The sequence below is a fragment of the Delftia sp. CH05 genome (assembly GCF_009827015.1).
In the GTDB taxonomy this organism is placed as follows: domain Bacteria; phylum Pseudomonadota; class Gammaproteobacteria; order Burkholderiales; family Burkholderiaceae_C; genus Comamonas; species Comamonas tsuruhatensis.
Genome location: NZ_WUMG01000028.1, coordinates 20,872 through 43,470, shown reverse-complemented (window position 1 = coordinate 43,470; position 22,599 = coordinate 20,872). Strand labels below are relative to the sequence as shown.

The window sequence follows — 22,599 nt, the reverse complement described above, 5'->3', positions numbered from 1 at the left end:
CAGCCTTGTTCGCGGTGTGCTCCGTGAGCGCTGCCATCATCACGGCCAGCGCGTTGGCAGGCTGCTCCACCGCACCAGAGGCGCGTGCACCGCAGGGCAATGCCACGCCGCCGCGGCTGGCATTGCCGCCGGCTGCGCTGGGCTGCGCGCTGGCTCTGCAGCAGCATCTGGTGGTGCAGGCGCCTGGCCAGCCCGCGCAGGAACTGGACGCGCTGCTGGAGGTCGATGCGCAGACGGTGCGCCTGGCGCTGGTCCACCTGGGGCAGCGCGTGGGCGTGATCGTCTGGAATGGGCGGCAGCTGCAGGCCGAGCTGTCACGCTGGTGGCCGGCGCAACTGGCGCCGGCGCAGGTGCTCGGCGACATGCAGCTGGCGCTGTGGCCGGTGGACGCCATTGCGCGGGACTTGCCCGCGTCCTGGATGCTGCAAGAGGTCGGAACACCCAGCGGATCGGCCAGCGGCTCGGCCAGACGCCTGTCTCACCAAGGGCAGACGCGCGTCGAGATCCGGCCTGCCGGCGGCGATGCATTCGAGATCGTGTATGCCGCAGGCGCCTGGCAACTGCGCGTTGCCTCGCCCGGCGGCATGCGTCCCTGTGCCAATGCAGGGGAGGGCGCATGACCGCGATCACCCCGACGGCACAGGCCGTGTTTGTGCAAACCCTTTCAGCCACCAGCGCCCTGGGCGCCGATGCGGCCGGCCTGCGCGCCGCATTGTTCGCCACCCAGGCCCCCGACAGCCTGCAGTGCAGCGACCGCTACAGCCCGGGCCGGCACCTGCCGCTGGGCTGCCTGCCGCCCCATGTGGTGCTCCCCACGCTGGACTGGGCACCGCCGCCGCAGCGATCGCGCAACAACGCCCTGGCATGGCACACCGCCCAGGGCGTGCGCGGCTCGGTGGAGCACGCCTTGTCGCGCTGGGGCCCGGCGCGTGTGGGCGTGGTGGTGGGCACCAGCACGGCCGGCGTGCAGGAGGGCGAAGCCGCCGCCGCCCATTGGCAGGCACAGGGCCGGTTCCCGCAGGACTTTGATTACGCCTTGCAGGAAATGGGCAATGTGTCGGAGTTCCTGGCCCAGCACCTGGGCATCCAGGGGCCGGCGCACACCCTCTCCACCGCCTGCTCCTCCGGGGCCAAGGCGTTGGCATCTGCCGCGCGCTGGCTGCAGGCCGGCCTGGTCGATGCCGTGCTGGCCGGCGGGGTGGATGCGCTGTGCGCTTTCACCGTGGCCGGTTTCAGCGCGCTGCAGGCCGTGTCGGACAAGCGCTGCAACCCGCTGTCTGCCCGGCGCAGCGGCATCAACCTGGGCGAGGGCGCGGCGTTCTTCCTGCTGACGCGAGAGCCAGGCCCCGTGCGTCTGGCCGGTTGGGGCGAGACCCAGGATGCCCACCACATGTCGGCCCCCGACCCATCCGGCCAGGGCGCCATCCAGGCCATGGAGCAGGCGCTGCGGCGTGCGGCCATGCGGCCTGGTGACGTGGACTACATCAACATGCACGGCACGGCCACGGTGCACAACGACGCCATGGAAAGCCTGGCCATTCACAGCGTGTTCGGCGAAGCAACGCCCGTGAGCTCCACCAAGCCGCTGACCGGCCACACCCTGGCGGCGGCCGGGGCGCTGGAAGCGGCCATGGCCTGGCACCTGCTGCACGACAACCCGCAGGGCCGGCTTCCTGCGCACTGGTGGGATGGCGAGCAGGCGCCCGAACTGCCCGCCCTGGCCGTGGTCCGCCCGGGCATGGCGCTGGGGCGTGCGCCCCGGGCCGTGCTCAGCAATTCCTTTGCCTTTGGCGGCAGCAACTGCGCCCTGCTGCTGGCCGCTGCCTGAGGAGCCATCGAGATGAACGCATTTCTACCGATTGAAAACTACGTGCCCCATCGCGGCGTGATGCTGCTGCTGGACTGCCTGCTCGATGCATCCGCCGACAGCGCCCATGCGCAGGTCACCGTGCCGCGTGATGGCCTGTTTCTGCAGGACGCCGGCATGCCCGCCTGGGTGGGGCTGGAGTACATGGCCCAGACCGTGGCCGCCTGGGCCGGCTGGCAGGCGGTGCAGGCCGGGCGGCCCGTCAAGCTGGGTTTTTTGCTGGGCACGCGCAAGTTCCAGGCGGCCTGCGCACATTTTTCCCCGGGCAGCGTGCTGCGCGTGAGCGTGCACTGCGAACTGGTGGGCACCAATGGCCTGGGCATGTTCGATTGCCGCATCCAGCCCCTGGGCGAGGACCGCGTGCTCGCCCAGGCCCGCATATCCGTTTACGAACCAGACAATGGCAGCGCATTCATACAGGCGCTGGAGCAAGAAGGAGTTGGACAAGCATGAGTGCAATCGCCCAGCCAGCCACGGTGCTGGTGACCGGGTCGAGCCGGGGCATAGGCCGGGCCATCGCCCTGCGCCTGGCGCGCGATGGTTTCGACATCGTGGTCCATTGCCGAAGCGGCCGCGAGCAGGCCCTGCAGACGGTGGCCGACATTGCCGCGCTGGGCCGGCAGGCCCGCGTGCTGCAGTTCGATGTGGCAGACCGTCCTGCCTGCGCTCAGGCGCTTGAGGCCGACATGGAACAGCACGGCGCCTACTACGGCGTGGTCTGCAATGCCGGCATCGCCCGGGACAATGCCTTCCCTGCCATGACGGGCGAGGAGTGGGATGCCGTGGTGCATACCAACCTGGATGCGTTCTACAACGTGCTGCACCCGGTGGTCATGCCCATGGTGCGCCGCCGCAAGCCGGGGCGCATCGTGACGCTGGCTTCGGTCTCCGCCCTGATGGGCAACCGGGGCCAGGCCAACTACAGCGCGGCCAAGGCCGGGGTGATCGCTGCGACCAAGTCCCTGGCCGTGGAGCTGGCCAAGCGCGAGATCACGGTCAATTGCGTGGCGCCCGGCCTGATCGACACGGAAATGGTCAGCGAGGAAGTGCTCGAACATGCCTTGGCGCTGATTCCCATGCGCCGCATGGGCACGGTGGACGAGGTGGCAGGTGCGGTCTCCTTCCTCATGGGCGGCGAGGCCTCGTACATCACGCGCCAGGTCATCTCCGTCAATGGAGGGATGGTGGGATGAGCGCAGCAAGCAAACGGCGTGTGGTCGTCACGGGCGTGGGTGCCCTGAGTCCGCTGGGCCACGACTGGGCCACGGTGCGGGAGCGACTGCGCACCGGCAAAACCGCTATCCGGGTGATGGACGAGTGGGCTGCCTATGAGGGCCTGAGCACCCGGCTGGGCAGCACCGTGCCGCCCTTCGATCTGCCGCCGCACTACAACCGCAAGTCCATGCGCAGCATGGGCCGCGTCGCCCTGATGGCCACGCGTGCCAGCGAGCTGGCGCTGGCCGATGCCGGCCTGCTGGGCAATGCCTTCGTCAAAAGCGGGCACATGGGCGTGTCCTATGGGTCGTCCGCCGGAACGCCCTCGGCCATCGGCGACTTCGGCCGCATGATGGCCGACAAGAGCACCGAGGGCATCAACGCCAACACCTACATCAAGATGATGTCGCACACGGCGGCGGTGAACATCGGCGTGTTCTTCGGAACCACGGGCCGCGTCATCACGACGTCCAGCGCCTGCACCTCGGGCAGCCAGGGCCTGGGCTATGCCTTCGAGGCCATTCAGAGCGGCAAGCAGCTTGCCATGCTGGCCGGCGGGGCCGAGGAGCTGGATGCCACGCAGGCGGCAGTGTTCGACACCCTGTTTGCGACCAGCGTCAAGAACGACAGCCCCGAGTGCACGCCACGTCCCTTCGACGCCCGGCGCGACGGCCTGGTGCTGGGAGAGGGCGCCTGCACCTTGGTGCTCGAAGAGCTGGAGCATGCACTTGCCCGGGGCGCCTGCATCCGGGCCGAGCTGATCGGCTTTGCCAGCAACTCCGATGGCACCCATGTGACGCAGCCCAACGCCGCCACCATGGCCCAGGCCATGCGCATGGCGCTTGATGACGCGGGGATCGAACCTTCGGAGGTCGGCTACGTCAACGCCCACGGCACGGCCACGGACCAGGGGGACATTGCCGAATCGCAGGCCACCCGCGAAGTGCTCGGTAGCCAGGTGCCCATCAGCAGCCTCAAGGGTTACATGGGCCACACGCTGGGCGCCTGCGGCGCGCTGGAAGCCTGGATGAGCATCGAGATGATGCGTGAAGGCTGGTTTGCAGCCAACGCCAATCTGCAGCAACCCGATCCGCGCTGCGCCGATCTGGACTACGTCATGGGCGAGCCGCGTGCCTTGCACACCGATATCGTCATGAGCAACAACTTTGCCTTTGGCGGCATCAACACCTCATTGATTTTTCGACGTTGGAAGCAACAGGAGCCAGTGAAATGAAACAGACGAGAACCGCCGCCATTGTCCTGGTCCTTGCCCTGGCCGCAGGCAGCGCGGTGGCACGAAGCACGGACATCTATGAACCCCCGGCGGTCATGTGGACCGCCTCGCCCGAGACTACGACGCAGCCGTTGCACGATCGCATCGTGGTGGCGTCGAAGTCGCTGGGCTGGGTGGTGGTCGGCGACGAGCCGGGCCGCCTGGAGCTGCACTACGACAAGCAAGGCAAGCACCAGGTCAACATCGCGGTGCACTACAACACAGATACCTACCGGATCAGCTATTTGCACAGTGTGAATCTGAATTACTCGGAAGGCGATGGCAAGCGGGAGATCCATCCCAACTACAACCGCTGGGTCCGGAATCTGATGAAGAAAATCAGTACCCCGTAATCCATCGCTGTCCCTGTTCCATGCTTTTTTACAGAGAGGGAGTTTCCATGAGAAAGATGATCTTGGCAGCCATGGCGCTGGTGGCCGCAACGGCGGTACATGCCCGCAATGAAGCAGTGATGCTGCCGCTGGCCGACGTGGTGAAGCTCGGCCTGGAGCAGGGCAAGCTCGACGGCAGCGTGAGCTTTCACCTGTCCGGTGCCAGCACGCCCGCCATCTCCGAAAAGCTGGGCGATGACGTGTCCAACAAGAAAACCAACGGCGTGGGCAAGGACGATGCCACGGCCTGCAACTGGGCAGCGCTGTCTGCCCTGATGGCCTTCGAGGCCAAGGCCAAGCAAAAGGGCGCCAACGCCGTGGTGGACCTGCACAGCTTCAACAAGAAGCAATCCACCCGGGACCCGGTCAATTTCGAATGCCGCGCAGGCAATGTGATGGCCGGCGTGACCTTCAAGGGCACCTATGCCTGCGTAGGCCGGTGATTTGAGCGCGCCGGCCGCCTGCGCCTTGCTGCTGGGGGCGCAGGCGCCCTTGTGGGCCAATGCGCAGTCGCTGGCTGCGGGCTGGCTGACGGACTCGGAGCGGGAGCGCCATGCCGGCATGCGCGAGGCGCGTCAGCGCGAATTCATCGCCTGCCGCTATGCCATGCGCCTGCTGCTGGCCGGCGGGCACGATGCCGCATCGACCTGGCGGCTGGCAGCGCCCCGCAATGCTGCACCCCACGTGGATCAAGGCGGGGAGGGCGGCATTTTTGGAGCGCAGCCCCGTTTGAGCCTCTCGCACAGCGCCGGCTGGCTGGCCTGCGCCGTCGCACAAGGCCCGGTGGGCGTGGACATTGAGCGGCGGACAGAGCGCCGCCAGCGCGACGTGCATGGCATGGCCGAGATGGTGTGCTCCTCGCCCGAACGCGCGTGGCTGCACGCGCAGGACGGAGCCCGCCTGCAGCACAGCCTGGTGCAGCTGTGGAGCCTGAAGGAGGCCTATTTCAAGAGCCTGGGCCAGGGCCTGGACTTTGTCCGGATGCGGCAGCTTGCGTGGATACCCGTCTCCGCTGCGCTCGACATGGCTGGGCCGCCCCTGGCCCACGGCCGTCTGTGGCAAGGCCGGGATTGCGATGCACAGGCCGTGTGCCTGGCGCTTTGCATGCCTGGGCCCCTGCCCGAGGTGGCTATATCAGGAAGCGAAGAAGTGCATTGGCAGCCCGCTGCGGATTGGCGACTTGTCGTGCTGGCCTGATGGCACAAGACCCATGTCCAGCTGCAGAAATTCTGACCACTGGGGTGGTTTCGCCGTTAGCTTTGCGTGTTACGTGCTGGTAGCTATGTTGGGTGGTGGCGACAAGGCAACCCAGCAGGTGGACATTGCGGCTGCAATTGCCCTGTCCAAGACCCTGGAGAACTGACCATGACCAAGATTGCTGACCTTCCCACCTTTGACATGGCCGAGCACCTGAAAACCGATGAGGACGTGGCTGTCTATCTGTCCTTGGTGCTGGAAGAAGATGACCCCTCCGAACTGGCCCATGCCCTTGCCGTGATCGCACGCACGCGCGGCATGAGCGAGATAGCCAGTGCCAGCGGTCTGACCCGGGAGGCTTTGTACAAGGCACTGCGGCCGGGCAGCCAGCCTCGGTTTGACACCATCCGTCGCGTCTGTGGCGCTCTTGGCGTGCGTCTGGTGGCTCAGCCTATCCGCACCTGATCATTGTTGCTGGAATGCACTCAGAGTGCCCAACGAAAAAGCCCCAGACTCTTGCGAATCTGGGGCTTCTTGTTTGGTGCCGGAGAAAGGAATCGAACCCTCGACCTTCTCATTACGAATGAGCTGCTCTACCAACTGAGCTACACCGGCGACAGACAAAAATTATAACGGCAAATTCATGCCTCGGAATGGTATTGCGTCACTTTTTCGACTTCGTTCTTCGAGCCGAGGATGACGCTCACACGTTCGTGCAGCTGCGTGGGCTGGATGTCGAGGATGCGCTGCTTGCCGTTGGTAGCGGCGCCGCCGGCCTGTTCGACCAGCCAGGCCATGGGGTTGGCTTCGTACATCAGGCGCAGCTTGCCGGGCTTGTTGGGCTCGCGGCGGTCCCAGGGGTACATGAAGATGCCGCCGCGGGTCATGATGCGGTGCACGTCGGCCACCATGGAGGCGATCCAGCGCATGTTGAAGTCCTTGCCGCGCGGGCCTTCCACGCCGGCCAGGCATTCGTCCACGTAGCGCTTGACGGGGGTGTCCCAGTGGCGCATGTTGGACATGTTGATGGCGAATTCCTTGGTGTCCTCGGGGATGCGGATGTTTTCCTGCACCAGCACGAAGGAGCCTTGCTCGCGGTCCAGCGTGAACATGGAGACGCCGTCGCCCACGGTCAGCACCAGGGTGGTCTGCGGGCCGTAGATGCAGTAGCCGGCCGCTACCTGCTGGGTGCCGGGCTGCATGAAGTCCTGCTCGGTCACGCCGGGGTGGCCTTCGGGCTTCTTGAGCACGCTGAAGATGGTGCCGATGGAGACGTTGACGTCGATGTTGGACGAGCCGTCCAGCGGATCGAACATCAGCAGGTACTCGCCGTGCGGGTAGCGGTTGGGCACCAGGTAGATGCCTTCCATTTCCTCGGAGGCCATGGCCGCCAGGTGGCCGCCCCATTCGTTGGCCTCGATCAGCACCTCGTTGGCGATGATGTCCAGCTTCTTCTGGACTTCGCCCTGCACGTTCTCGCTGCCGGCCGTGCCCAGCACGTCGCCGATGGCGCCCTTGTTGACGGATTGGCTGATGCGCTTGCAGGCGCGGGCCACGACTTCCAGCAGCAGGCGCAGCTGGCCGGGGATGAGGCCGTCCACGCGTTGCTGCTCGACCAGGTAGCGGGTCAGGCTGACGTTTTTCTTCATGGGTTCAACTCCTAAAAATCCGGGAGCAGATGCGGCATGGCGTATGCATCTGCTGATGAACAGCATTTCAGTGATTCCTGGCTTGCAGCATAAAACCGGCGCTGCTCAAGCCAGGGACACCGAGGAAGAGCCGCCTCGCACCGAGGGTGTCGTCCCCCTGCAAGGGGGAAGGCGCGAAGCGACTCAGGGGGTGGCTCGTCAATCCGCGAGGGCGCGGGTGACGACTTCACGCACGTCGTTGCTGAGTTCGGCGCGAGCCGCCACGCGGGCGATGGCTTCACGTGCAGCGGTGCGGTAGGGCTCGGCCAGCTTGCTCCAGCGGTCCAGGGCACGCGCCAGGCGGGCGGCGACCTGGGGGTTGATGGCGTCCAGCTCGATGACGCGCTCGCTCCAGAACACGTAGCCCGCCGCGTCGGCGCGGTGGAAGGCGCCGGGATTGGCGCTGCAGTAGCTGAAGATCAGGCTGCGCGCGCGGTTGGGGTTCTTGATCTGGAAGTCGGGGTGCTTCATCAGCTGCTTGACGGCCGGCAGCACGTTGCCGCCACGGTCGCAGGCGCCGCCCTGCAGCGCGAACCACTTGTCCAGCACCAGCGCATCGTGCTGGAACAGCTTGTGGAAACGCGCCAGGGCCTGGGCGGCCAGCGGGTGGCCGCTTTGCACCAGTGCCGTCAGGGCGCTCATGCGGTCGGTCATGTTGCCTGCGTCCTTGAAGCGCTGCAGCGCCTTGCCGGGCCAGACCGTGTCGCCCGAGGCGCGCGCGGCCAGGCACAGCATGGACAGTGCCATGCCGGACAGGGCGCGGCGGCCGGAGCTGACGGGGTCGGGGCGGTAGGCGCCGGTGTCGCTGTGCTCCTGCCATGCCTGCTGCCAGTCGGCCTGCAGTTCGGTGGCCAGTTGCTGGCGCATGGCTTCGCGCACGGCGTGCACGCGCTGAGGATCGACCACGGCCAGCTGCTCGGCAATGTAGCTTTCGCCGGGCAGGGTCAGCATCAGTTCCTTGAAGGCCGCATCCAGCTGCGGATGGCGCAGCACGCCGCGCATGGCCTCGACGAAGGAGGCCGGCAGCAGGGCAGCGGCGATCTGGCCGCTGGCGTCTGCCGTGATGGAGGTGTCGCCAATGGCCTGCAGCGCGATGCGCAGGCCCAGGCGCTGGCCGGCTTCCCAGCGGTTGAAGGCATCGCTGTCATGGGCCAGCAGGGTCAGCAAGGCGGCATCGCTGTCGCTTTGCTGCAGCACCACGGGGGCGCTGAAGCCGCGCAGCAGCGAGGGCACGGGCTCCTGGTCCACGTCGGTGAAGACGAAGCTGTGGCTGGGTTCGGACAGCACCAACAGGCGGCTGTCGCCGGCTGCCTGCGCATCTTCGCCCTGCAGGCGCAGGGTCAGCGCGCGGCCGTCCTGGCCCAGCAGGCCCATCTGCACGGGGATGACGAAGGGCAGCTTCTCTGCCTGGCCGGGCGTGGGCGCGCAGCTTTGGCTCAGCGTCAGCGTGTAGGTGCGGGCGGCCGCGTCATAGCTGCCTTCGGCGCGCAGCTGTGGCGTGCCGGCCTGGCTGTACCAGCGCTTGAACTGGTCCAGGCGCCGGGCCAGCTCGCTGTCGGGGTTGGCGTCGGCCATGGCCTGGGCGAAGTCGTCGCAGGTCACTGCGTGGCCGTCATGGCGCTCGAAATACAGCTTCATGCCCTTGGCGAAGCCTTCGCGGCCCACCAGGTTGTGCTGCATGCGCACGACCTCGGCACCTTTTTCGTAGATGGTGACGGTGTAGAAGTTGTTGATCTCGATGTAGCTGTCGGGCCGCACCGGGTGGGCCATGGGGCCTGCATCCTCGGGGAACTGGGCGGTGCGCAGCACGCGCACGTCCTCGATGCGCTTGACGGCGCGTGCCGAGGGGCTGCCCGCCATGTCCATGCTGAATTCCTGGTCGCGGAAGACGGTCAGGCCTTCCTTGAGCGACAGCTGGAACCAGTCGCGGCAGGTGACGCGGTTGCCGGTCCAGTTGTGGAAGTACTCGTGGCCGACGACGGACTCGATGTTGGCGTAGTCGGTGTCGGTGGCCGTGGACTGGCTGGCCAGGACGTACTTGGTATTGAAGACGTTCAGGCCCTTGTTCTCCATGGCGCCCATGTTGAAGTCGCTGGTGGCGACGATCATGAAGCGGTCCAGGTCCAGCGACAGGCCGAAGCGGGCCTCGTCCCAGGCCACGCTGGCCATGAGGGAGTTCATGGCGTGCTCGGTCTTCTCCAGGTCGCCGGGGCGCACGAAGACCTGCAGCAGGTGGTCGCGGCCTGCGCGGCTCTTGATCTTTTGCTCGCGCGCAACCAGGTTGCCGGCGACCAGGGCGAACAGGTAGCTGGGCTTGCGGTGCGGATCGGCCCACTTGGCGAAGTGGCGGCCGTCTTCCAGCGCGCCTTGCTCGACCAGGTTGCCGTTGGACAGCAGCACCGGGTACGCGGTCTTGTCGGCGCGCAGCGTCACGGTATACATGGCCATCACGTCGGGACGGTCCAGGAAATAGGTGATGCGGCGGAAACCCTCGGCCTCGCACTGGGTGAAGAACGTGCCCTGGCTCACATACAGGCCCATGAGCTTGGTGTTCTTGGCGGGCGCGCAGGTGGTGAAGATTTCCAGATCGACGGGGTCGCCGCCCTCGGGCAGGTTCTCCAGCACGAGCTGGTCGCCGTCCATCTTGAACGAGGTGCCGCCGCCGTTGACCAGCACGCGCGCAAGGTTCAGTTCATCGCCGTCCAGGCGCAGCGGCTGCGCCGGCACCTCGGTGTTGCGGCGCACGCGCATCTTGTTGAGCACGCGGGTCTTGGCCGGATCGAGATCGAAGGTCAGGTCCACGGTGTCGATCCACCAGGCAGGAGCCTGGTAGTCGGCGCGGTGGATGGCGGTGGCAGGGGCCTGCCCGTCACGCAGTTGCAGCATACAGATTCCTTCCTATGCCAATATCAGGGGACAGAGTTCAAGCCCCTGTGCGGCCGGTGCCGCCCAGGGGCTTGAAACTCAGAGGCCTTGCTTGAGCGAGGCTTCGATGAAAGCGTCGAGGTCGCCGTCCAGCACCTTCTGGGTGGCCGAGATTTCGACGTTGGTGCGCAAATCCTTGATGCGGCTGTTGTCCAGCACGTACGAGCGGATCTGGTGGCCCCAGCCCACATCGGTCTTGGTGTCCTCCAGCTTTTGCTGCTCCACCATGCGCTTTTGCATCTCGTGCTCGTAGAGCTTGGAGCGCAGGCGCTGCCATGCGACGTCGCGGTTGCTGTGCTGGCTGCGGCCATCCTGGCATTGCACGACGATGCCGGTCGGGATGTGCGTCAGGCGCACGGCCGAGTCGGTCTTGTTGATGTGCTGGCCGCCGGCGCCCGATGCGCGGTAGGTGTCGGTGCGCACGTCCGAGGGGTTGATCTCGATCTGGATCGAGTCGTCGATCTCGGGATAGACGAACAGCGAGGCAAAGCTGGTGTGGCGGCCGCCCGAACTGTCGAAGGGCGACTTGCGCACCAGGCGGTGCACGCCGGTTTCGGTGCGCAGCAGGCCGTAGGCGTACTCGCCTTCGATGTGGATGGTCGCGCTCTTGATGCCGGCGATGTCGCCCGGCGTCTCTTCCTCGACCGTGGCCTTGAAGCCCTTGCGCTCGGCGTACTTCAGGTACTGGCGCAGCAGCATGCCGGCCCAGTCGCAGGCTTCGGTGCCGCCGGCGCCGGCCTGGATGTCCACGAAGCAGTTCAGCGGATCGGCTTCCTTGCCGAACATGCGGCGGAACTCCAGTTCCTCGATCAGGGGCTGCAGCTTGGCGGTCTCGCCCTCGATGGTGAGCAGGCCGGTCTCATCGCCTTCTTCCTTGCTCATCTCGAACAGCTCGGCGTTGTCGGCCAGCTCGGTGGTGAGCTTTTGCAGCGTCAGCACGACGCCGTCGAGCAGCTTCTTTTCCTTGCCCAGTTCCTGGGCCTTCTTGGGGTCGTTCCAGACGCTGGGATCTTCCAGCGAGGCATTTACCGTGCGCAGTCGTTCGTACTTTGCATCGTAGTCAAAGATACCTCCGTAGATCTGCCGTCCGCTGCGACAGATCTTCGAGGGTGTTGCCGATGAGGTTGATGCGTTCTGCTTCCATGATGTGTTCCGTCTTCTGATGAATGTGTTCTTGGCTGAATCGCCGATTTTCTCATGCTGGGGCACCGTGCCGGGCCAAGCGCCTGTCGCGCGGGGCTGCGGGAGGGCGGCAGACTGGCGAGGGCTTTCAAAACAAGGGCTTGCAGCGGTCGATCATGGCAGATTTGAAGGGCTTGGCCATGGCAGGGGCGTGATCCGCCTGCGAGGCGCCCGGAAAAAAGGCCCGGCCAGCAGGAGCTGGTCGGGCCTTGGCCGGTGTGTCCGCCCCCGGGCGGGGCGGGTGAAAACCTGGTTCAGAAGGTTTCCCAATCGTCGTCGGAGGCCGTGCTGGCCGCCTTGGCCTTGGCCCTGGCAGGTGCGGTCACGGCAGGCCGGGCCGGCTGCGCCGGCTGGGCCGGGCGCGCGGCGCCTGCCGGAGCAGGGGGTGCACCGGCCGCAACAGTTGCAGAAGGCAGGGCGGCCGATGCGCGTGCGGGCACAGCGCCTTTGGGAGCGGCAGGCGCCAGATGCGGACGGGGCGCCGCCGGTGTTTGGCGGGGCGCTGCCACGGCGGCGGCGTGGCTGACACCGCGGCTGCTGCCCAGCATGCCGGTGGACGGCGAGAGCTTGAACACGCTCACCACCTCGGCCAGCGCCTTGGCCTGGGCCTGCAGGGCGCCGGTGGCCGCCGCCGATTCCTCGACCAGGGCCGCGTTCTGCTGGGTCATCTGGTCCATCTGCGTAACAGCCTGGTTGACCTGCTCGATACCGGCCGTCTGCTCATGGCTGGCGGCCGAGATCTCGCCCATGATGTCGGTCACGCGGCGCACGCTGGCCACGATCTCCTCCATGGTCTTGCCGGCCGAATCGACCTGGGCGCTGCCTTCCTCGACCTTGCCCACCGAGTCGTCGATCAGCTGCTTGATCTCCTTGGCGGCGGCGGCCGAGCGCTGGGCCAGGGTGCGCACTTCCGAGGCGACGACGGCAAAGCCCCGGCCCTGGTCGCCGGCGCGGGCCGCTTCCACGGCGGCATTCAGCGCCAGGATGTTGGTCTGGAAGGCGATGGAGTCGATGACGCCGATGATGTCCACGATCTTGCGCGAGGCATCGTTGATGGCTGACATGGTCTGCACCACCTGGGCCACGGCCGTTCCGCCGCGCACGGCGACCTGGGACGCGGCGGCGGCCAGCTGGTTGGCCTGCTGGGCGTTGGCGCCGTTTTGCTTGACGGTGGAGGTCAGCTCCTCCATGGAGGCGGCGGTCTGCTCCAGCGAGCTGGCCTGCTCCTCGGTGCGGGCCGACAGGTCCTGGTTGCCCGATGCGATCTGGCCGCTGGCCGTGGCGATGGAGTCCGTGCCCTGGCGCACCTGGCCCACGATGCGTTGCAGGCTTTCGTTCATGTGCTGCAGGGCCAGCAGCAGCTGGCCGGTCTCGTCCTTGCCATGCACCTCGATGCGGCTGCCCAGGTCGCCTGCGGCCACGGCCTGCGCCAGGCTCACGGCCTGCTGCAGGGGGCGCGCCACGCTGCGGGCGATCAGCAGGGCCATGGCCAGGCCGAAGACCACGGCGCCCACCAGCAGGGCGATCACCCACCAGCGCGCAGCCGTGAAGATGTCGTCACCGGCCTGGTTGGCATCTTCGATGCCCTGGGCGTTGAGCTTGATCAGTTCATCGAGCTTGCTGTTGATGGCGCGGCTGGTCTTGACCGAATCGCCGCGCAGCAGCTCGGATGCCTCGTCGGTGCGCAGGGCGTGGGACAGGTCCACGATCTTTGCCGTGTGCTGCGCGTACTGGCCCAGGTCGTCCTTGATGCCGGCCATCAGCTCGCGCTCGCGTGCCGTATTGGCATAGCGCTCGAAGGCCTGCTGGTTCTTCAGCAGCTCGGACCACAGCGCAGGCATGTTCTTGTCGTAGACGGCCATCTCTTCCATGGAGGTGGCCAGCACATGCTGCATGGTCTGCGAGCGGTAGCGCTGCAGCTGGTAGCGCATCTCCAGGAGCACGCGCTCGGCAGGCATCCAATGGTGGGCCAGGTCGGTGGCGGTCTGGTTGACGCGGTCCAGCTGGACCACGGAGAACAGGCCCAGGCCTGCGGTCAGCAGCAGCAGGGCGATGAAGGAGGCCAGCAGCTTGGGGGCCAGCTTCAGATTGCGGAAAAACATCATGGTGGGGGAGTGCCGTATGGCGAAGAGCGGAAGCGGATGAGCGGCTGGGGCTGGGAGTCGGCGGAAACGGTGGCGATCTGTGGCGATCAGCGGGGCCGACACTCAGCCGCCGCCATGCCGCAGATATCGGTCACTTGCCGGCGAGGCTTAGGGAAAAATAGGTCCAGTCCGAATATTTATTGCGGATTGTTACTTTTGCCGGCCAAGGTCTCCGCGCGCATGGCCTGGTCCGCTCACACGTCCGTCGTCAGGCCGGCCTGCGCGCTCGATGCCTGCAGCCACCGCTCCAGATCAGCGGCCGGCAGCGGGCGCGAGAACAGATAGCCCTGTGCCACCGGATAGCCCTGTTCGCGCAGGATGGTGTTCTGCGCTGCCGTCTCCACGCCCTCGGCCACCACGGTCAGGTGCAGGCTGCGGCCTATGCCCAGGATGGCGTTGCTCAGCGCCTGGGCGGCCTCGTCGTGCTCCAGGTCGGCGACGAAGCTGCGGTCCAGCTTGAGTTCGCTGACCGGCAGGCGCCGCAGGTAGCTGAGGCTGGAGTAGCCCGTGCCGAAGTCGTCCATGGACAGGCGCACGCCCTGGGAATGCACGGCCTGCAGCGTGCGCATGGTGCCCGGGTTGGTGTCCAGCAGCAGGCTTTCGGTGATCTCCAGCGTGAGGTCCTGCGGCTTGAGCGCGTTGTGCTCCAGGGTGTCGGCAATCATGCGCGGCAGGTCCAGGTTGTGAAAGCTCGTGGGCGAGAGGTTGACCGACATGGCCGGCACGTCGATGCCCCGGCTGCGCCACTCGCCCAGCTGGCGGCAGGCCTCGCGCAGTGCCCAGGTGCCCAGCTCGCCGATCAGGCCGCATTCCTCGGCCAGCGGAATGAAGCGTGCGGGCGAGATCTCGCCGAATTCCGCATGGCTCCAGCGCGCCAGGGCCTCCACGCCGTAGAGGCGCCCGTCCTTCAGGTCGAGCTGGGGCTGGTAGTGCAGGCGCAGGCCGCCGCTGCGCAGGGCGTCGCGCAGCGCCGTCTCCAGCACCAGGCGCTCCTGGGCCAGGCGGTTCATCTCGGGGCTGAAGAAGCTGTAGAGCCCGCGCCCGCCGGATTTGGCCTGGTACATGGCCATGTCGGCGCGGTGCAGCAGGGTCTCCATGTCGCGCCCGTCGGCGGGAAACACGGCAATGCCGCAACTGGCCGTGCTGGCCAGGGACACGTCGTCGATCATGCAGGGCTCGCCAAGTGCCGACTGCAGCCGCTCTATCACCTCGGCCGCCTGCGCACCGCCGCAGTGTGGCAGCACGATGACGAACTCGTCGCCCGACAGCCGCCCGGCAATGTCACCCGTGCGCAGCTCCGCCTGGATGCGCTGGGCCACGCTGCACAGCAGCCGGTCGCCGGCCGGGTGGCCCAGCGAGTCGTTGACCTGCTTGAAACGGTCCAGGTCGATGAAGACCACGGCCAGCTCGTGGCCCTCGTGCGACGCCACGGACAGCGCCTGCTCGGCCTGGGCCAGCAGCAGGCTGCGGTTGGGCAGGGTGGTCAGCCCGTCGTAGAAGGCCAGCTGCCGGATGCGGCGGCGTGCCTGCTCGCGCTCCAGCGCCAGCGCGCACAGGTCGGTGCAGGCCTCCACCAGCCGCTGGTGGAAGGGATCGGGGCCGGGCCGGTTGAAATGGCGGTAGTAGAAGGCAAAGGTGCCGGCCACGCCGCCCTGCAGCCCGCAGATGGGCGTGGACCAGCAGGCCGTATACCCCAGCGGCAGGATGAGGTGCTTGTAGTCGGCCCACAGCGGGTCGGTGGCGATGTCGCCCACCAGCACGGGCCGGTTGTGAAAGGCCGCCGCGCCGCAGGAGCCGACATTGGGGCCGATGGGCACGCCGTCCAGCGCCGCCGAATAGGAGGCCGGCAGGCTGGGCGCGGCCAGCGGATGCAGGCGGTTCTGGTCATCGACTTCCAGCACCGAGACCGCGATATCGGGCGCAATGCGCTCGACCTCGCGGCACACCAGGTCCAGCACCTCGGTCAGCGGCTGGTCGCGGGCCATGGCCTCCAGGGCGCGCCGCTGCAGCACCTCATGCATCTTGGCTTCGGTAATGTCGGTGATCACCGTCACCGTGGTCTGCAGCCGCCCGTCCGGCCCCATCACGGGATTGGCCTGGGCGCTGACCCAGTAGCGCTCGCCGTCCTTGCCCACCAGGATCTCCTCACGGTACACGGGCTTGCCCGCGTCCAGCTCGGCACGGTAGGCGGCCGTGAACTCGGGCGAGGCATGGGGCACCAGCAGGGCGATGGGCGCACGGCCAACCACTTCCTCGCTGGTCCAGCCGAACATGCGGCTGAAGCCCGCATTCACATAGCTGATGGTCCAGTTGCCATCGGCGATCACCACGGCCGCGTCGGTGGCGTCTGCCACCAGGGACAGGCGCCGCATGTGCTCCTGCCGCCGGCGGTCGGCCAGCATGCGGGCCGAGACATCGGTGGCAATGCACAGCACATGGCTGAGGGCGCCGGCCGCATCGAGCACGGGCGCATAGGTGGCCTCCAGCCAGCAGGTGCTTCCGTCGCGGCGCCGGTGCTCTCCCACGCGCGAAACCGTCTCGCCCGCGCCCCAGCGCTGGCGCCACTGACCGTAGGCGGCCGGGTCGGCCTGGGCCTGCGTGCACAGATCGCTGTGAAGCAGACCTTCAGCGCCCGTGGCCGGATAGCCGAGGATGGCCTCGTAGTTGGCATTGGCGCGCATCAGCCGGCCTTCGGGCGTGAATTCCGCCAGCGCCATGGCCTTGTCCAGCGTGCTCCACAGCGCCTGTTGTCCTGCCGTGCCTGCTACCCGCGTTTCGAACATGGTTCGCTCTCCTGATGGATGCTGAGCTGATGATTGATTGTTTCTAAATGATACCGATCCGGCGCAGCAGCTGGATGTCAGCCACTCTGGTCGCACTTGCTCCCACTGTTCGCCTTTGGATGGTCCGCCTTATGGCACTCTTAGGCAAGTGATTCCGCTGGTTACAATGATTTGAGAATGATTCTTGTTTGATGGTGACTCCCGCCTTCAAGCCATCGGGTCCTACCATGCCATCCGCCCCAGCCTCCACCCCCCAGCACCGAGAAGCCGCCTCCCTGTACACCGCCCACCATGGCTGGCTGCAGGGCTGGCTGCGCCGCAGGCTGGGCAACGGGGCGGATGCGGCGGACCTGGCGCAGGACACCTTCGTGCGCATCCTGGGCGTGCGCGACCTGGCCGGTGTGCAGGAGCCGCGTGCCTACCTGACCACGGTGGCCAAGGGCGTGCTCGTCAACTGGTACAAGCGCCAGGCGCTGGAGCGCGCCTACCTCGAAGCCCTGGCCGCCTTGCCCGAGCCCGTGGCGCCTTCGCCCGAGCAGCGCGCCCTGGTACTGGAGACCCTGCACGAGATAGACGCCATGCTGGACGCGCTGCCGCCCATCGTGCGGCGCACGTTTTTGCTGTCCCAGCTGGACGGCATGAAGTACGAGGACATCGCGCAGCAGCTGGAGGTCTCGCTCACCAGCGTCAAGCGCTACATGGCCCAGGCGTTTCGCCAATGCCTGGTGGCAATGGCGTGATGGAGACGCCCCTGCAAGCGCGCGTGCTCGACGAGGCCGCCGAATGGCTGATGCGCCTGCACGACAGCGGCGCCACCGACGCCGACCGCGCCGCCTGCGAGCGCTGGCGCCAGGCCGACCCACAGCATGCCCTGGCCTGGGAGCGCGCCGAGCGGCTGCTGGGCAAGTTGGGCGGCCTGCCTGCAGCGCTGGCCATGCCGGCGCTGGACCGGCCCCGAAGCCACCGCGCCCAGCGCCGCGCCGCCGTGGCCCGGCTGGCCGCGCTGCTGGCCGTGGCGCCTGCAGGCTGGCTGGTATGGAGTGCGGCGGACCAGCGCGGCTGGGGCGCCGACCTGCGCACCGCCACCGGCGAGCGCCGCACCGAGCATCTGGCCGATGGCAGCCGCCTCCTGCTGGACACGGCCAGCGCGGTGGACATCCGGTTTGATGGCGCACTGCGCCTGCTCACCCTGCGCCAGGGCGCGATTTCCATAGAAACGGCGGCCGATACCGCCACGCCGCACCGCCCCTTTGTCGTGGACATCGCCCATGGCCGGCTGCGCGCCCTGGGCACCCGCTTCACCGTGCGGCAAGAGGGGGGCTGGGCGGACGGCGGCCCCGTGCGCCTGGCCGTGACCGAGGGCGCCGTGGAGGTCACGCTGCGCGGCGCCGCCAGCCCGGCGCTGGTCGTTCAAGCCGGTCAGCAAACGGTATTGCGAGCGGGGGAGGTGACCGCGCCCCAGCCCCTGCAGCCCGAGGCCACGGCCTGGACCCACGGCATGCTGATGGCCGACGCCATGCCGCTGGCCGCGTTCTGCGCCGAACTGTCGCGCTACCGCCCCGGCCTGCTGCAGTGCGCGCCCGAGGTGCGCGCGCTGCGCGTGTCCGGCTCCTTCCCGCTGGGCGATACGGACCGGACGCTGACCATGCTGGCCTCCACCTATCCCGTCGACGTGCAGACGCGCATGCGCGGCTACTGGATCACCGTCGTCGCCAGGAACTAAAAAAATCGAGGCAGGGTGACACTTTTTCGGATCTCGGCTGGCAACGGGGAAAGAGCTTTTTTCTTCACCGCCTCCAAGGACCGATTTCCATGCCTGCCGTACCCATGCCGCATCCCGTCTTCCATCCCCTGGCGCATGCCGCCCGCCTGGCCCTGCTGGGCATGGCATTGGCCGCAGGCGCCGGGCAGGCGGCCGAACCGGCACCTGCTCCCACACCCGCTCCCGCAGCCCAGACCTACCAGATTGCGCCCGGGCCGCTGGGCCGCACGCTGGCCGGCGTGGCCACGGCGGCGGGTATTTCGCTGTCCTTCGATCCTGCGCTGACCGAAGGGCTCACCAGCCCGGCCCTGTCCGGCCACTACGCGCCGCAGCAGGCGCTGCAGCGCCTGCTGGCCGGCAGCGGGCTGGACATGGTGGCGCGCAGCGATGGCAGCTACACGCTGCGCAGGCAGGCCGCACCGGCCGGCGCTGGCGCCGGTTCCACCACGGTCCTGAACGAAGTGCAGGTGACGGCCCGCGCCGAGCGCAGCGCCACCAGCGAAGGCACGGGCAGCTACGCGGCCCGCGCGGTCACGGTGGGCAAGGGCGAGCAGGCGATCAAGGACATCCCCCAGTCCATCAGCGTGATCACGCGCCAGCGCATGGACGACCAGAACCTCCACACCGTGGACGACGTGCTGGCCAGCACCACGGGCATCACCATGTACGACAGCCCCATGGGCGGGCGCTATGTCTACTCGCGCGGCTTCCGCGTGGACACCTACCAGTTCGATGGCGTGAACCGCGCCTTCTACTACCCGCAGGCCGACAACTTCACCAGCAACGCCGCCACGCTGGACCGCGTGGAAGTGGTGCGCGGTGCCACGGGGCTGCTGCAGGGGGCGGGCTCGCCCAGCGCCGCCATCAACATGGTGCGCAAGCGCCCCCTGGCAGAGCGCCAGCTGGAGGTCTCGGCCGGTGTAGGTTCCTGGAACAACCTGCGCAGCGAGATCGATGCCACGGGCCCGCTCAACGAGGCCGGCACGCTGCGCGGGCGCGTGGTCGCCAGCCTCAATAGCCGCGACTATTTCTACGACGTGGCCAGCAGCCGCACCGGCGTGCTCTACGGCGTGCTGGAGTACGACCTCAGCTCCCAGACCCGGCTGACGGTGGGCGCCACCCACGAGCGGCTGCGCTCCACGCCGTTCTTCCAGGGCCTGCCGCGCTATGCCGACGGTGCGGACCTGCGGCTGCCGCGCTCCACCTTCCTGGGCGCGGACTGGAACCGCTGGGACAGCGAGCAGACATCGCTGTTTGCCGAGCTGCAGCACCGCTTCAACGCGGACTGGACCGTCAAGGCCACGGCAGGCTACACCCGGGAAAAGCACGACATGAAGTACGCCTTCGCCCTGGGGGCCATCCATCCCGCCACGCTGGCGGGCAACGAGATGTATGCCGGCCTGTTCGATGTCACCACCGACAACAAGACCCTGGACGTGGCGGTGGACGGCAAATTCGACGCCTTCGGCCGCCGGCATTCGCTGAGCTTTGGCGCCAACACGGGCCGCATGGTCAACGACAGCGACTATTCGCTGATCCGCATGGGCCTGCCCAACAACGTGTTCGACCCGAGCGCCGCCATCCGCGAGCCGTCCCGCGCGGAATTCCTGGCCAACCGCTATCGTGGCGATGAAAGCCGCACCCGCATGACCCAGTCCGGCGCCTACGGCGTGGCGCGGCTGGGCCTCACCGATGCGCTGACCCTGATCGGCGGCGCCCGCATCACCCGCTTCACGGGCAGCAGCAACTACCGCAACACGGGCGAGGCCTACAACGACCCGTACAAGGAAAGCGGCGTCATCACGCCCTATGGCGGCCTGGTCTATGCGCTCAATGACCAGTGGTCGGCCTATGCCAGCTACTCCGACATCTTCCAGGCCCAGAACGCCGTGACGGCGGCAGGCGACCTGCTGGCTCCCATCAAGGGGCGCAATCTGGAAGTGGGCATGAAGGGCGAATTGCTGGACGGCAGGGTGAACGCGGCCGTGGCCCTGTTCCGCATCGACCAGAAGAACCGCGCCGAAGAGGACCTGGTCAACCCCTGCTCGGCCAGCACCTACTGCTATGTCTCCGTGGGCAAGGTCCGAAGCCAGGGGCTGGATGCCGAGATCAGCGGCGAGGTGGCGCGCGGCTGGCAGCTGTTTGCCGGCTACACCTTCAGCCATTTCAAGTACCTGGACAACACCTCCAATGTCGGCGTGGAGTTCGCCAGCACCTACACGCCCAAGCACATGCTGCGGGTCTGGAGCGACTACCGCCTGCCGGGCGAATGGAGCGCCTGGAACGTGGGCGGCGGCGTCAACTTCCAGACCGCCAGCTCGCGCGCGGTGGGCGCCATCACCGACGTGCAGCCAGCCTATGCCGTGTGGTCTGCCCGCCTGGGCTACCGCATCGACCGCAACTGGTCCGTGGCACTGAGCGTGGCCAACCTGTTCGACAAGACCTACTACCAGACCATAGGCGCGCCGGCCTGGGGCAATGTCTACGGCGCACCGCGCAGCGCGACGCTCACCCTGCGCGGCAAGTTCTGAAACACGGCCAGGAGGAACGGACTGCAGCAGCAGGCGGCAGAGCTGGGCCGCAAGAGGGGCGCAGTTGCCTATAATTGAGAATTATTCTCAATCTCGGGTCGCCGCGTGTCCAGCCCATCGCCTTCCTTGTCCGCCCATGTCGAATCCCTGTACCTGGCCCACCACGGCTGGCTGCAGGGCTGGCTGCGCAAGAAGGTGGGCAATGCCTTCGACGCGGCCGATCTGGCGCAGAGCACCTTCCTCAAGGTGCTGGGCGCTAAGGGGCTGGACCAGCTCCAGGAGCCGCGCGCCTACCTGACCACCATTGCCCGCAACCTGCTGATCAACCAGGTGCGGCGCCGCGCCATCGAGCAGGCCTATCTCGATGCCCTGGCCGCCATGCCCGAGCCCGTGGCGCCGCCGCCCGAGGTCCGGCTCATGGTGCTGGAGACCCTGGTGGAGATAGACCGCCGCCTGGGCCGCCTGCCCGCGCTGGCCAAGCAGGCCTTCCTGCTGGCCCAGCTCGAAGGGCTCGGCCATGGCGAGATCGCGGCCGAGCTGGGGATTTCCGTCTCCACGGTCAAGCGGCATCTGGCCAAGGCGGCCATGCGCTGCTTCTTCCCGGAGTAGGCGGCATGCAGGCGTTCCCGTCCGCTTCTTCCCCCATTTCTGCCGAAGTGGCCCGCCAGGCCGTGCAATGGTGGCTGCAACTGAACTCCGGCCAGGCCCAGGCCCGGCAGCACGATGGCCTGCAGCGCTGGCGTGCGGCCAGCCCCGAGCATGAGGCCGCCTGGCAGCGCATCGAATCCATGGGCAGCCAGATGGCCGGCATCCCCATGCCGCTGGCGCGGGCCGCATTGGCCGCACCCGGCTCGGCCGGCAGGCGCCGTGCGGTGCAGGCGCTGGCCGTGCTGCTGGTCTCGGGCGCAGGCTCCGCAGCCGTCGTGCGCTCGCAGGCCTGGCGCGGCTGGACGGCCGACCAGGTGGCTGCCGTGGGCGAGCAGCGCCGGCTGCCGCTGCCCGATGGCGGCAGCGTGGTGCTCAACACCGGCAGCGCCCTCAACCTGCGCTACGGCGCGGCCGAGCGCGTGCTGGAGCTGGTGCGTGGCGAAATCCTCGTGCAGACCGCGCCGGACAGCCTGCACCGGCCCTTCATCGTGCAGACCGCCATGGGCGCCGTCCAGGCCCTGGGCACGCGCTTCACGGTGCGCGAGCGCGAGCCCGGCATCGAAGTGGGCGTGCTGCAAGGCGCCGTGCAACTGCGGCCCGCGCATGCCCCGCATGCCGCGCAGCGCATAGCTGCAGGAGAGCAGGGCACGTTCACGGCCCAGCAGGCCGCGCACTCCGGCGCGCTGGACACGGCGGCCAGCGCCTGGGTCGAAGGCATGCTGGTGGCCTCGCGCATGCGGCTGGAGGATTTCCTGGCCGAGCTGGGCCGCTACCGGCGCGGGCGCCTGGGCTGCGACCCGGCCGTGGCCGGCCTGCACGTCTCCGGCGCCTATCCGCTGGCCGATACCGACCGCGTGCTGGCCGCGCTGACCTCGTCGCTGCCCGTGGAAATCCATTCCTTCTCGCGCTACTGGGTGATGGTGCGGCCTGCGGCGCCGCACAAGGCATGAAGGCCTTCGCCTCTCTTTTGAAAAAAATTTGAGCTGATTTGC

Annotated in this window: 19 protein-coding genes and 1 tRNA gene; 14 read left to right on the top strand and 6 right to left on the bottom strand. The window is 67.6% G+C overall.

What is annotated here, in order from left to right; genetic code table 11:
• Positions 1–23: 23 nt before the first annotated feature.
• The 9 genes from GRX31_RS19885 to GRX31_RS19845 all read left to right on the top strand — a co-directional run bounded on the left by GRX31_RS19885 (position 24) and on the right by GRX31_RS19845 (position 6,409).
• Positions 24–620 (top strand): DUF3261 domain-containing protein, encoded by a 597-nt coding sequence (locus tag GRX31_RS19885; protein WP_160854389.1) that lies wholly within the window; start codon positions 24–26, stop codon positions 618–620.
• On the top strand, positions 617–1,828 hold the full coding sequence (locus GRX31_RS19880) for a beta-ketoacyl-ACP synthase (RefSeq protein ID WP_160854388.1): 1,212 nt from the start codon (positions 617–619) through the stop codon (positions 1,826–1,828). The genes GRX31_RS19885 and GRX31_RS19880 overlap by 4 nt, the downstream gene beginning before the upstream one ends.
• Before the next feature lie 12 nt (positions 1,829–1,840).
• Positions 1,841–2,320, top strand: coding sequence for an ApeP family dehydratase (locus tag GRX31_RS19875; protein ID WP_061287592.1), 480 nt, complete (start codon positions 1,841–1,843; stop codon positions 2,318–2,320).
• On the top strand, positions 2,317–3,060 hold the full coding sequence (locus tag GRX31_RS19870) for a 3-ketoacyl-ACP reductase FabG2 (protein ID WP_160854387.1): 744 nt from the start codon (positions 2,317–2,319) through the stop codon (positions 3,058–3,060). Before GRX31_RS19875 ends, GRX31_RS19870 begins: the two co-directional genes overlap by 4 nt.
• Positions 3,057–4,316 (top strand): beta-ketoacyl-ACP synthase, encoded by a 1,260-nt coding sequence (locus tag GRX31_RS19865; protein ID WP_160854386.1) that lies wholly within the window; start codon positions 3,057–3,059, stop codon positions 4,314–4,316. The genes GRX31_RS19870 and GRX31_RS19865 overlap by 4 nt, the downstream gene beginning before the upstream one ends.
• The gene (locus GRX31_RS19860; RefSeq protein ID WP_160854385.1) at positions 4,313–4,708 is read left to right on the top strand and encodes a hypothetical protein; all 396 of its coding nucleotides are present in this window, start codon (positions 4,313–4,315) and stop codon (positions 4,706–4,708) included. The genes GRX31_RS19865 and GRX31_RS19860 overlap by 4 nt, the downstream gene beginning before the upstream one ends.
• A 47-nt stretch (positions 4,709–4,755) precedes the next feature.
• Positions 4,756–5,190: an excinuclease ATPase subunit gene (locus GRX31_RS19855; protein WP_337193955.1), complete on the top strand. Its 435-nt coding sequence runs from the start codon at positions 4,756–4,758 to the stop codon at positions 5,188–5,190.
• Position 5,191: 1 nt separating this feature from the next.
• The gene (locus GRX31_RS19850) at positions 5,192–5,944 is read left to right on the top strand and encodes a 4'-phosphopantetheinyl transferase family protein (protein ID WP_160854384.1); all 753 of its coding nucleotides are present in this window, start codon (positions 5,192–5,194) and stop codon (positions 5,942–5,944) included.
• Positions 5,945–6,112: 168 nt separating this feature from the next.
• On the top strand, positions 6,113–6,409 hold the full coding sequence (locus tag GRX31_RS19845; RefSeq protein ID WP_202396651.1) for an addiction module antidote protein: 297 nt from the start codon (positions 6,113–6,115) through the stop codon (positions 6,407–6,409).
• Between the two features lie 74 nt (positions 6,410–6,483).
• Here GRX31_RS19845 and GRX31_RS19840 read toward each other — a convergent pair.
• The 6 genes from GRX31_RS19840 to GRX31_RS19815 form a co-directional block, all read right to left on the bottom strand.
• Positions 6,484–6,559 (bottom strand) — tRNA-Thr (locus tag GRX31_RS19840).
• Between the two features lie 26 nt (positions 6,560–6,585).
• Entirely contained in the window at positions 6,586–7,593 is a 1,008-nt protein-coding gene (locus tag GRX31_RS19835; RefSeq protein ID WP_012205101.1) for a class 1 fructose-bisphosphatase, read from the bottom strand.
• Positions 7,594–7,791: 198 nt separating this feature from the next.
• Positions 7,792–10,518, bottom strand: coding sequence for an aminopeptidase N (gene pepN / locus GRX31_RS19830; RefSeq protein ID WP_160854382.1), 2,727 nt, complete (start codon positions 10,516–10,518; stop codon positions 7,792–7,794).
• 78 nt (positions 10,519–10,596) lie between these two features.
• Positions 10,597–11,701, bottom strand: a protein-coding gene (gene prfB, locus GRX31_RS19825) for a peptide chain release factor 2 (protein WP_126312227.1) whose coding sequence is annotated in 2 segments (ribosomal slippage) — positions 10,597–11,619 and positions 11,621–11,701 — 1,104 coding nt in all. Because the reading frame shifts where the segments join, the coding sequence is not laid out codon by codon here.
• 292 nt (positions 11,702–11,993) lie between these two features.
• Entirely contained in the window at positions 11,994–13,844 is a 1,851-nt protein-coding gene (locus GRX31_RS19820) for a methyl-accepting chemotaxis protein (protein ID WP_016450622.1), read from the bottom strand.
• A 233-nt stretch (positions 13,845–14,077) separates the two neighbouring features.
• Positions 14,078–16,666 carry a sensor domain-containing protein gene (locus tag GRX31_RS19815; protein WP_047327589.1) on the bottom strand — a complete coding sequence of 863 codons (2,589 nt, stop codon included), beginning with the start codon at positions 16,664–16,666 and terminating at the stop codon, positions 14,078–14,080.
• 227 nt (positions 16,667–16,893) lie between these two features.
• Here GRX31_RS19815 and GRX31_RS19810 point away from each other — a divergent pair, with 227 nt between their 5' ends.
• The 5 genes from GRX31_RS19810 to GRX31_RS19790 all read left to right on the top strand — a co-directional run bounded on the left by GRX31_RS19810 (position 16,894) and on the right by GRX31_RS19790 (position 22,557).
• Entirely contained in the window at positions 16,894–17,406 is a 513-nt protein-coding gene (locus tag GRX31_RS19810) for a sigma-70 family RNA polymerase sigma factor (protein WP_016452940.1), read from the top strand.
• A complete protein-coding gene (locus tag GRX31_RS19805; RefSeq protein WP_160854380.1) occupies positions 17,385–18,389 on the top strand; it encodes a FecR domain-containing protein in 1,005 nt (334 codons plus the stop codon). Before GRX31_RS19810 ends, GRX31_RS19805 begins: the two co-directional genes overlap by 22 nt.
• 89 nt (positions 18,390–18,478) lie before the next feature.
• Positions 18,479–20,959, top strand: a complete 2,481-nt coding sequence (locus GRX31_RS19800; RefSeq protein WP_160854378.1) for a TonB-dependent siderophore receptor — start codon at positions 18,479–18,481, stop codon at positions 20,957–20,959.
• A 126-nt stretch (positions 20,960–21,085) separates the two neighbouring features.
• Positions 21,086–21,568 (top strand): sigma-70 family RNA polymerase sigma factor, encoded by a 483-nt coding sequence (locus tag GRX31_RS19795; RefSeq protein ID WP_043791465.1) that lies wholly within the window; start codon positions 21,086–21,088, stop codon positions 21,566–21,568.
• A gap of 5 nt (positions 21,569–21,573) precedes the next feature.
• A complete protein-coding gene (locus GRX31_RS19790; RefSeq protein ID WP_160854376.1) occupies positions 21,574–22,557 on the top strand; it encodes a FecR domain-containing protein in 984 nt (327 codons plus the stop codon).
• Positions 22,558–22,599: the final 42 nt, after the last annotated feature.

What these genes read in the sequence shown, in the direction of transcription:
- GRX31_RS19880 (WP_160854388.1), top strand. Translation starts at nt 617, where the DNA reads ATGACCGCGATCACCCCGACGGCACAGGCCGTGTTTGTGCAAACCCTT.
- GRX31_RS19875 (WP_061287592.1), top strand. Translation starts at nt 1,841, where the DNA reads ATGAACGCATTTCTACCGATTGAAAACTACGTGCCCCATCGCGGCGTG.
- GRX31_RS19870 (WP_160854387.1), top strand. Translation starts at nt 2,317, where the DNA reads ATGAGTGCAATCGCCCAGCCAGCCACGGTGCTGGTGACCGGGTCGAGC.
- GRX31_RS19865 (WP_160854386.1), top strand. Translation starts at nt 3,057, where the DNA reads ATGAGCGCAGCAAGCAAACGGCGTGTGGTCGTCACGGGCGTGGGTGCC.
- GRX31_RS19860 (WP_160854385.1), top strand. Translation starts at nt 4,313, where the DNA reads ATGAAACAGACGAGAACCGCCGCCATTGTCCTGGTCCTTGCCCTGGCC.
- GRX31_RS19855 (WP_337193955.1), top strand. Translation starts at nt 4,756, where the DNA reads ATGAGAAAGATGATCTTGGCAGCCATGGCGCTGGTGGCCGCAACGGCG.
- GRX31_RS19845 (WP_202396651.1), top strand. Translation starts at nt 6,113, where the DNA reads ATGACCAAGATTGCTGACCTTCCCACCTTTGACATGGCCGAGCACCTG.
- GRX31_RS19835 (WP_012205101.1), bottom strand. Translation starts at nt 7,593, where the DNA reads ATGAAGAAAAACGTCAGCCTGACCCGCTACCTGGTCGAGCAGCAACGC.
- pepN (WP_160854382.1), bottom strand. Translation starts at nt 10,518, where the DNA reads ATGCTGCAACTGCGTGACGGGCAGGCCCCTGCCACCGCCATCCACCGC.
- GRX31_RS19820 (WP_016450622.1), bottom strand. Translation starts at nt 13,844, where the DNA reads ATGATGTTTTTCCGCAATCTGAAGCTGGCCCCCAAGCTGCTGGCCTCC.
- GRX31_RS19815 (WP_047327589.1), bottom strand. Translation starts at nt 16,666, where the DNA reads ATGTTCGAAACGCGGGTAGCAGGCACGGCAGGACAACAGGCGCTGTGG.
- GRX31_RS19810 (WP_016452940.1), top strand. Translation starts at nt 16,894, where the DNA reads ATGCCATCCGCCCCAGCCTCCACCCCCCAGCACCGAGAAGCCGCCTCC.
- GRX31_RS19805 (WP_160854380.1), top strand. Translation starts at nt 17,385, where the DNA reads ATGCCTGGTGGCAATGGCGTGATGGAGACGCCCCTGCAAGCGCGCGTG.
- GRX31_RS19800 (WP_160854378.1), top strand. Translation starts at nt 18,479, where the DNA reads ATGCCTGCCGTACCCATGCCGCATCCCGTCTTCCATCCCCTGGCGCAT.
- GRX31_RS19790 (WP_160854376.1), top strand. Translation starts at nt 21,574, where the DNA reads ATGCAGGCGTTCCCGTCCGCTTCTTCCCCCATTTCTGCCGAAGTGGCC.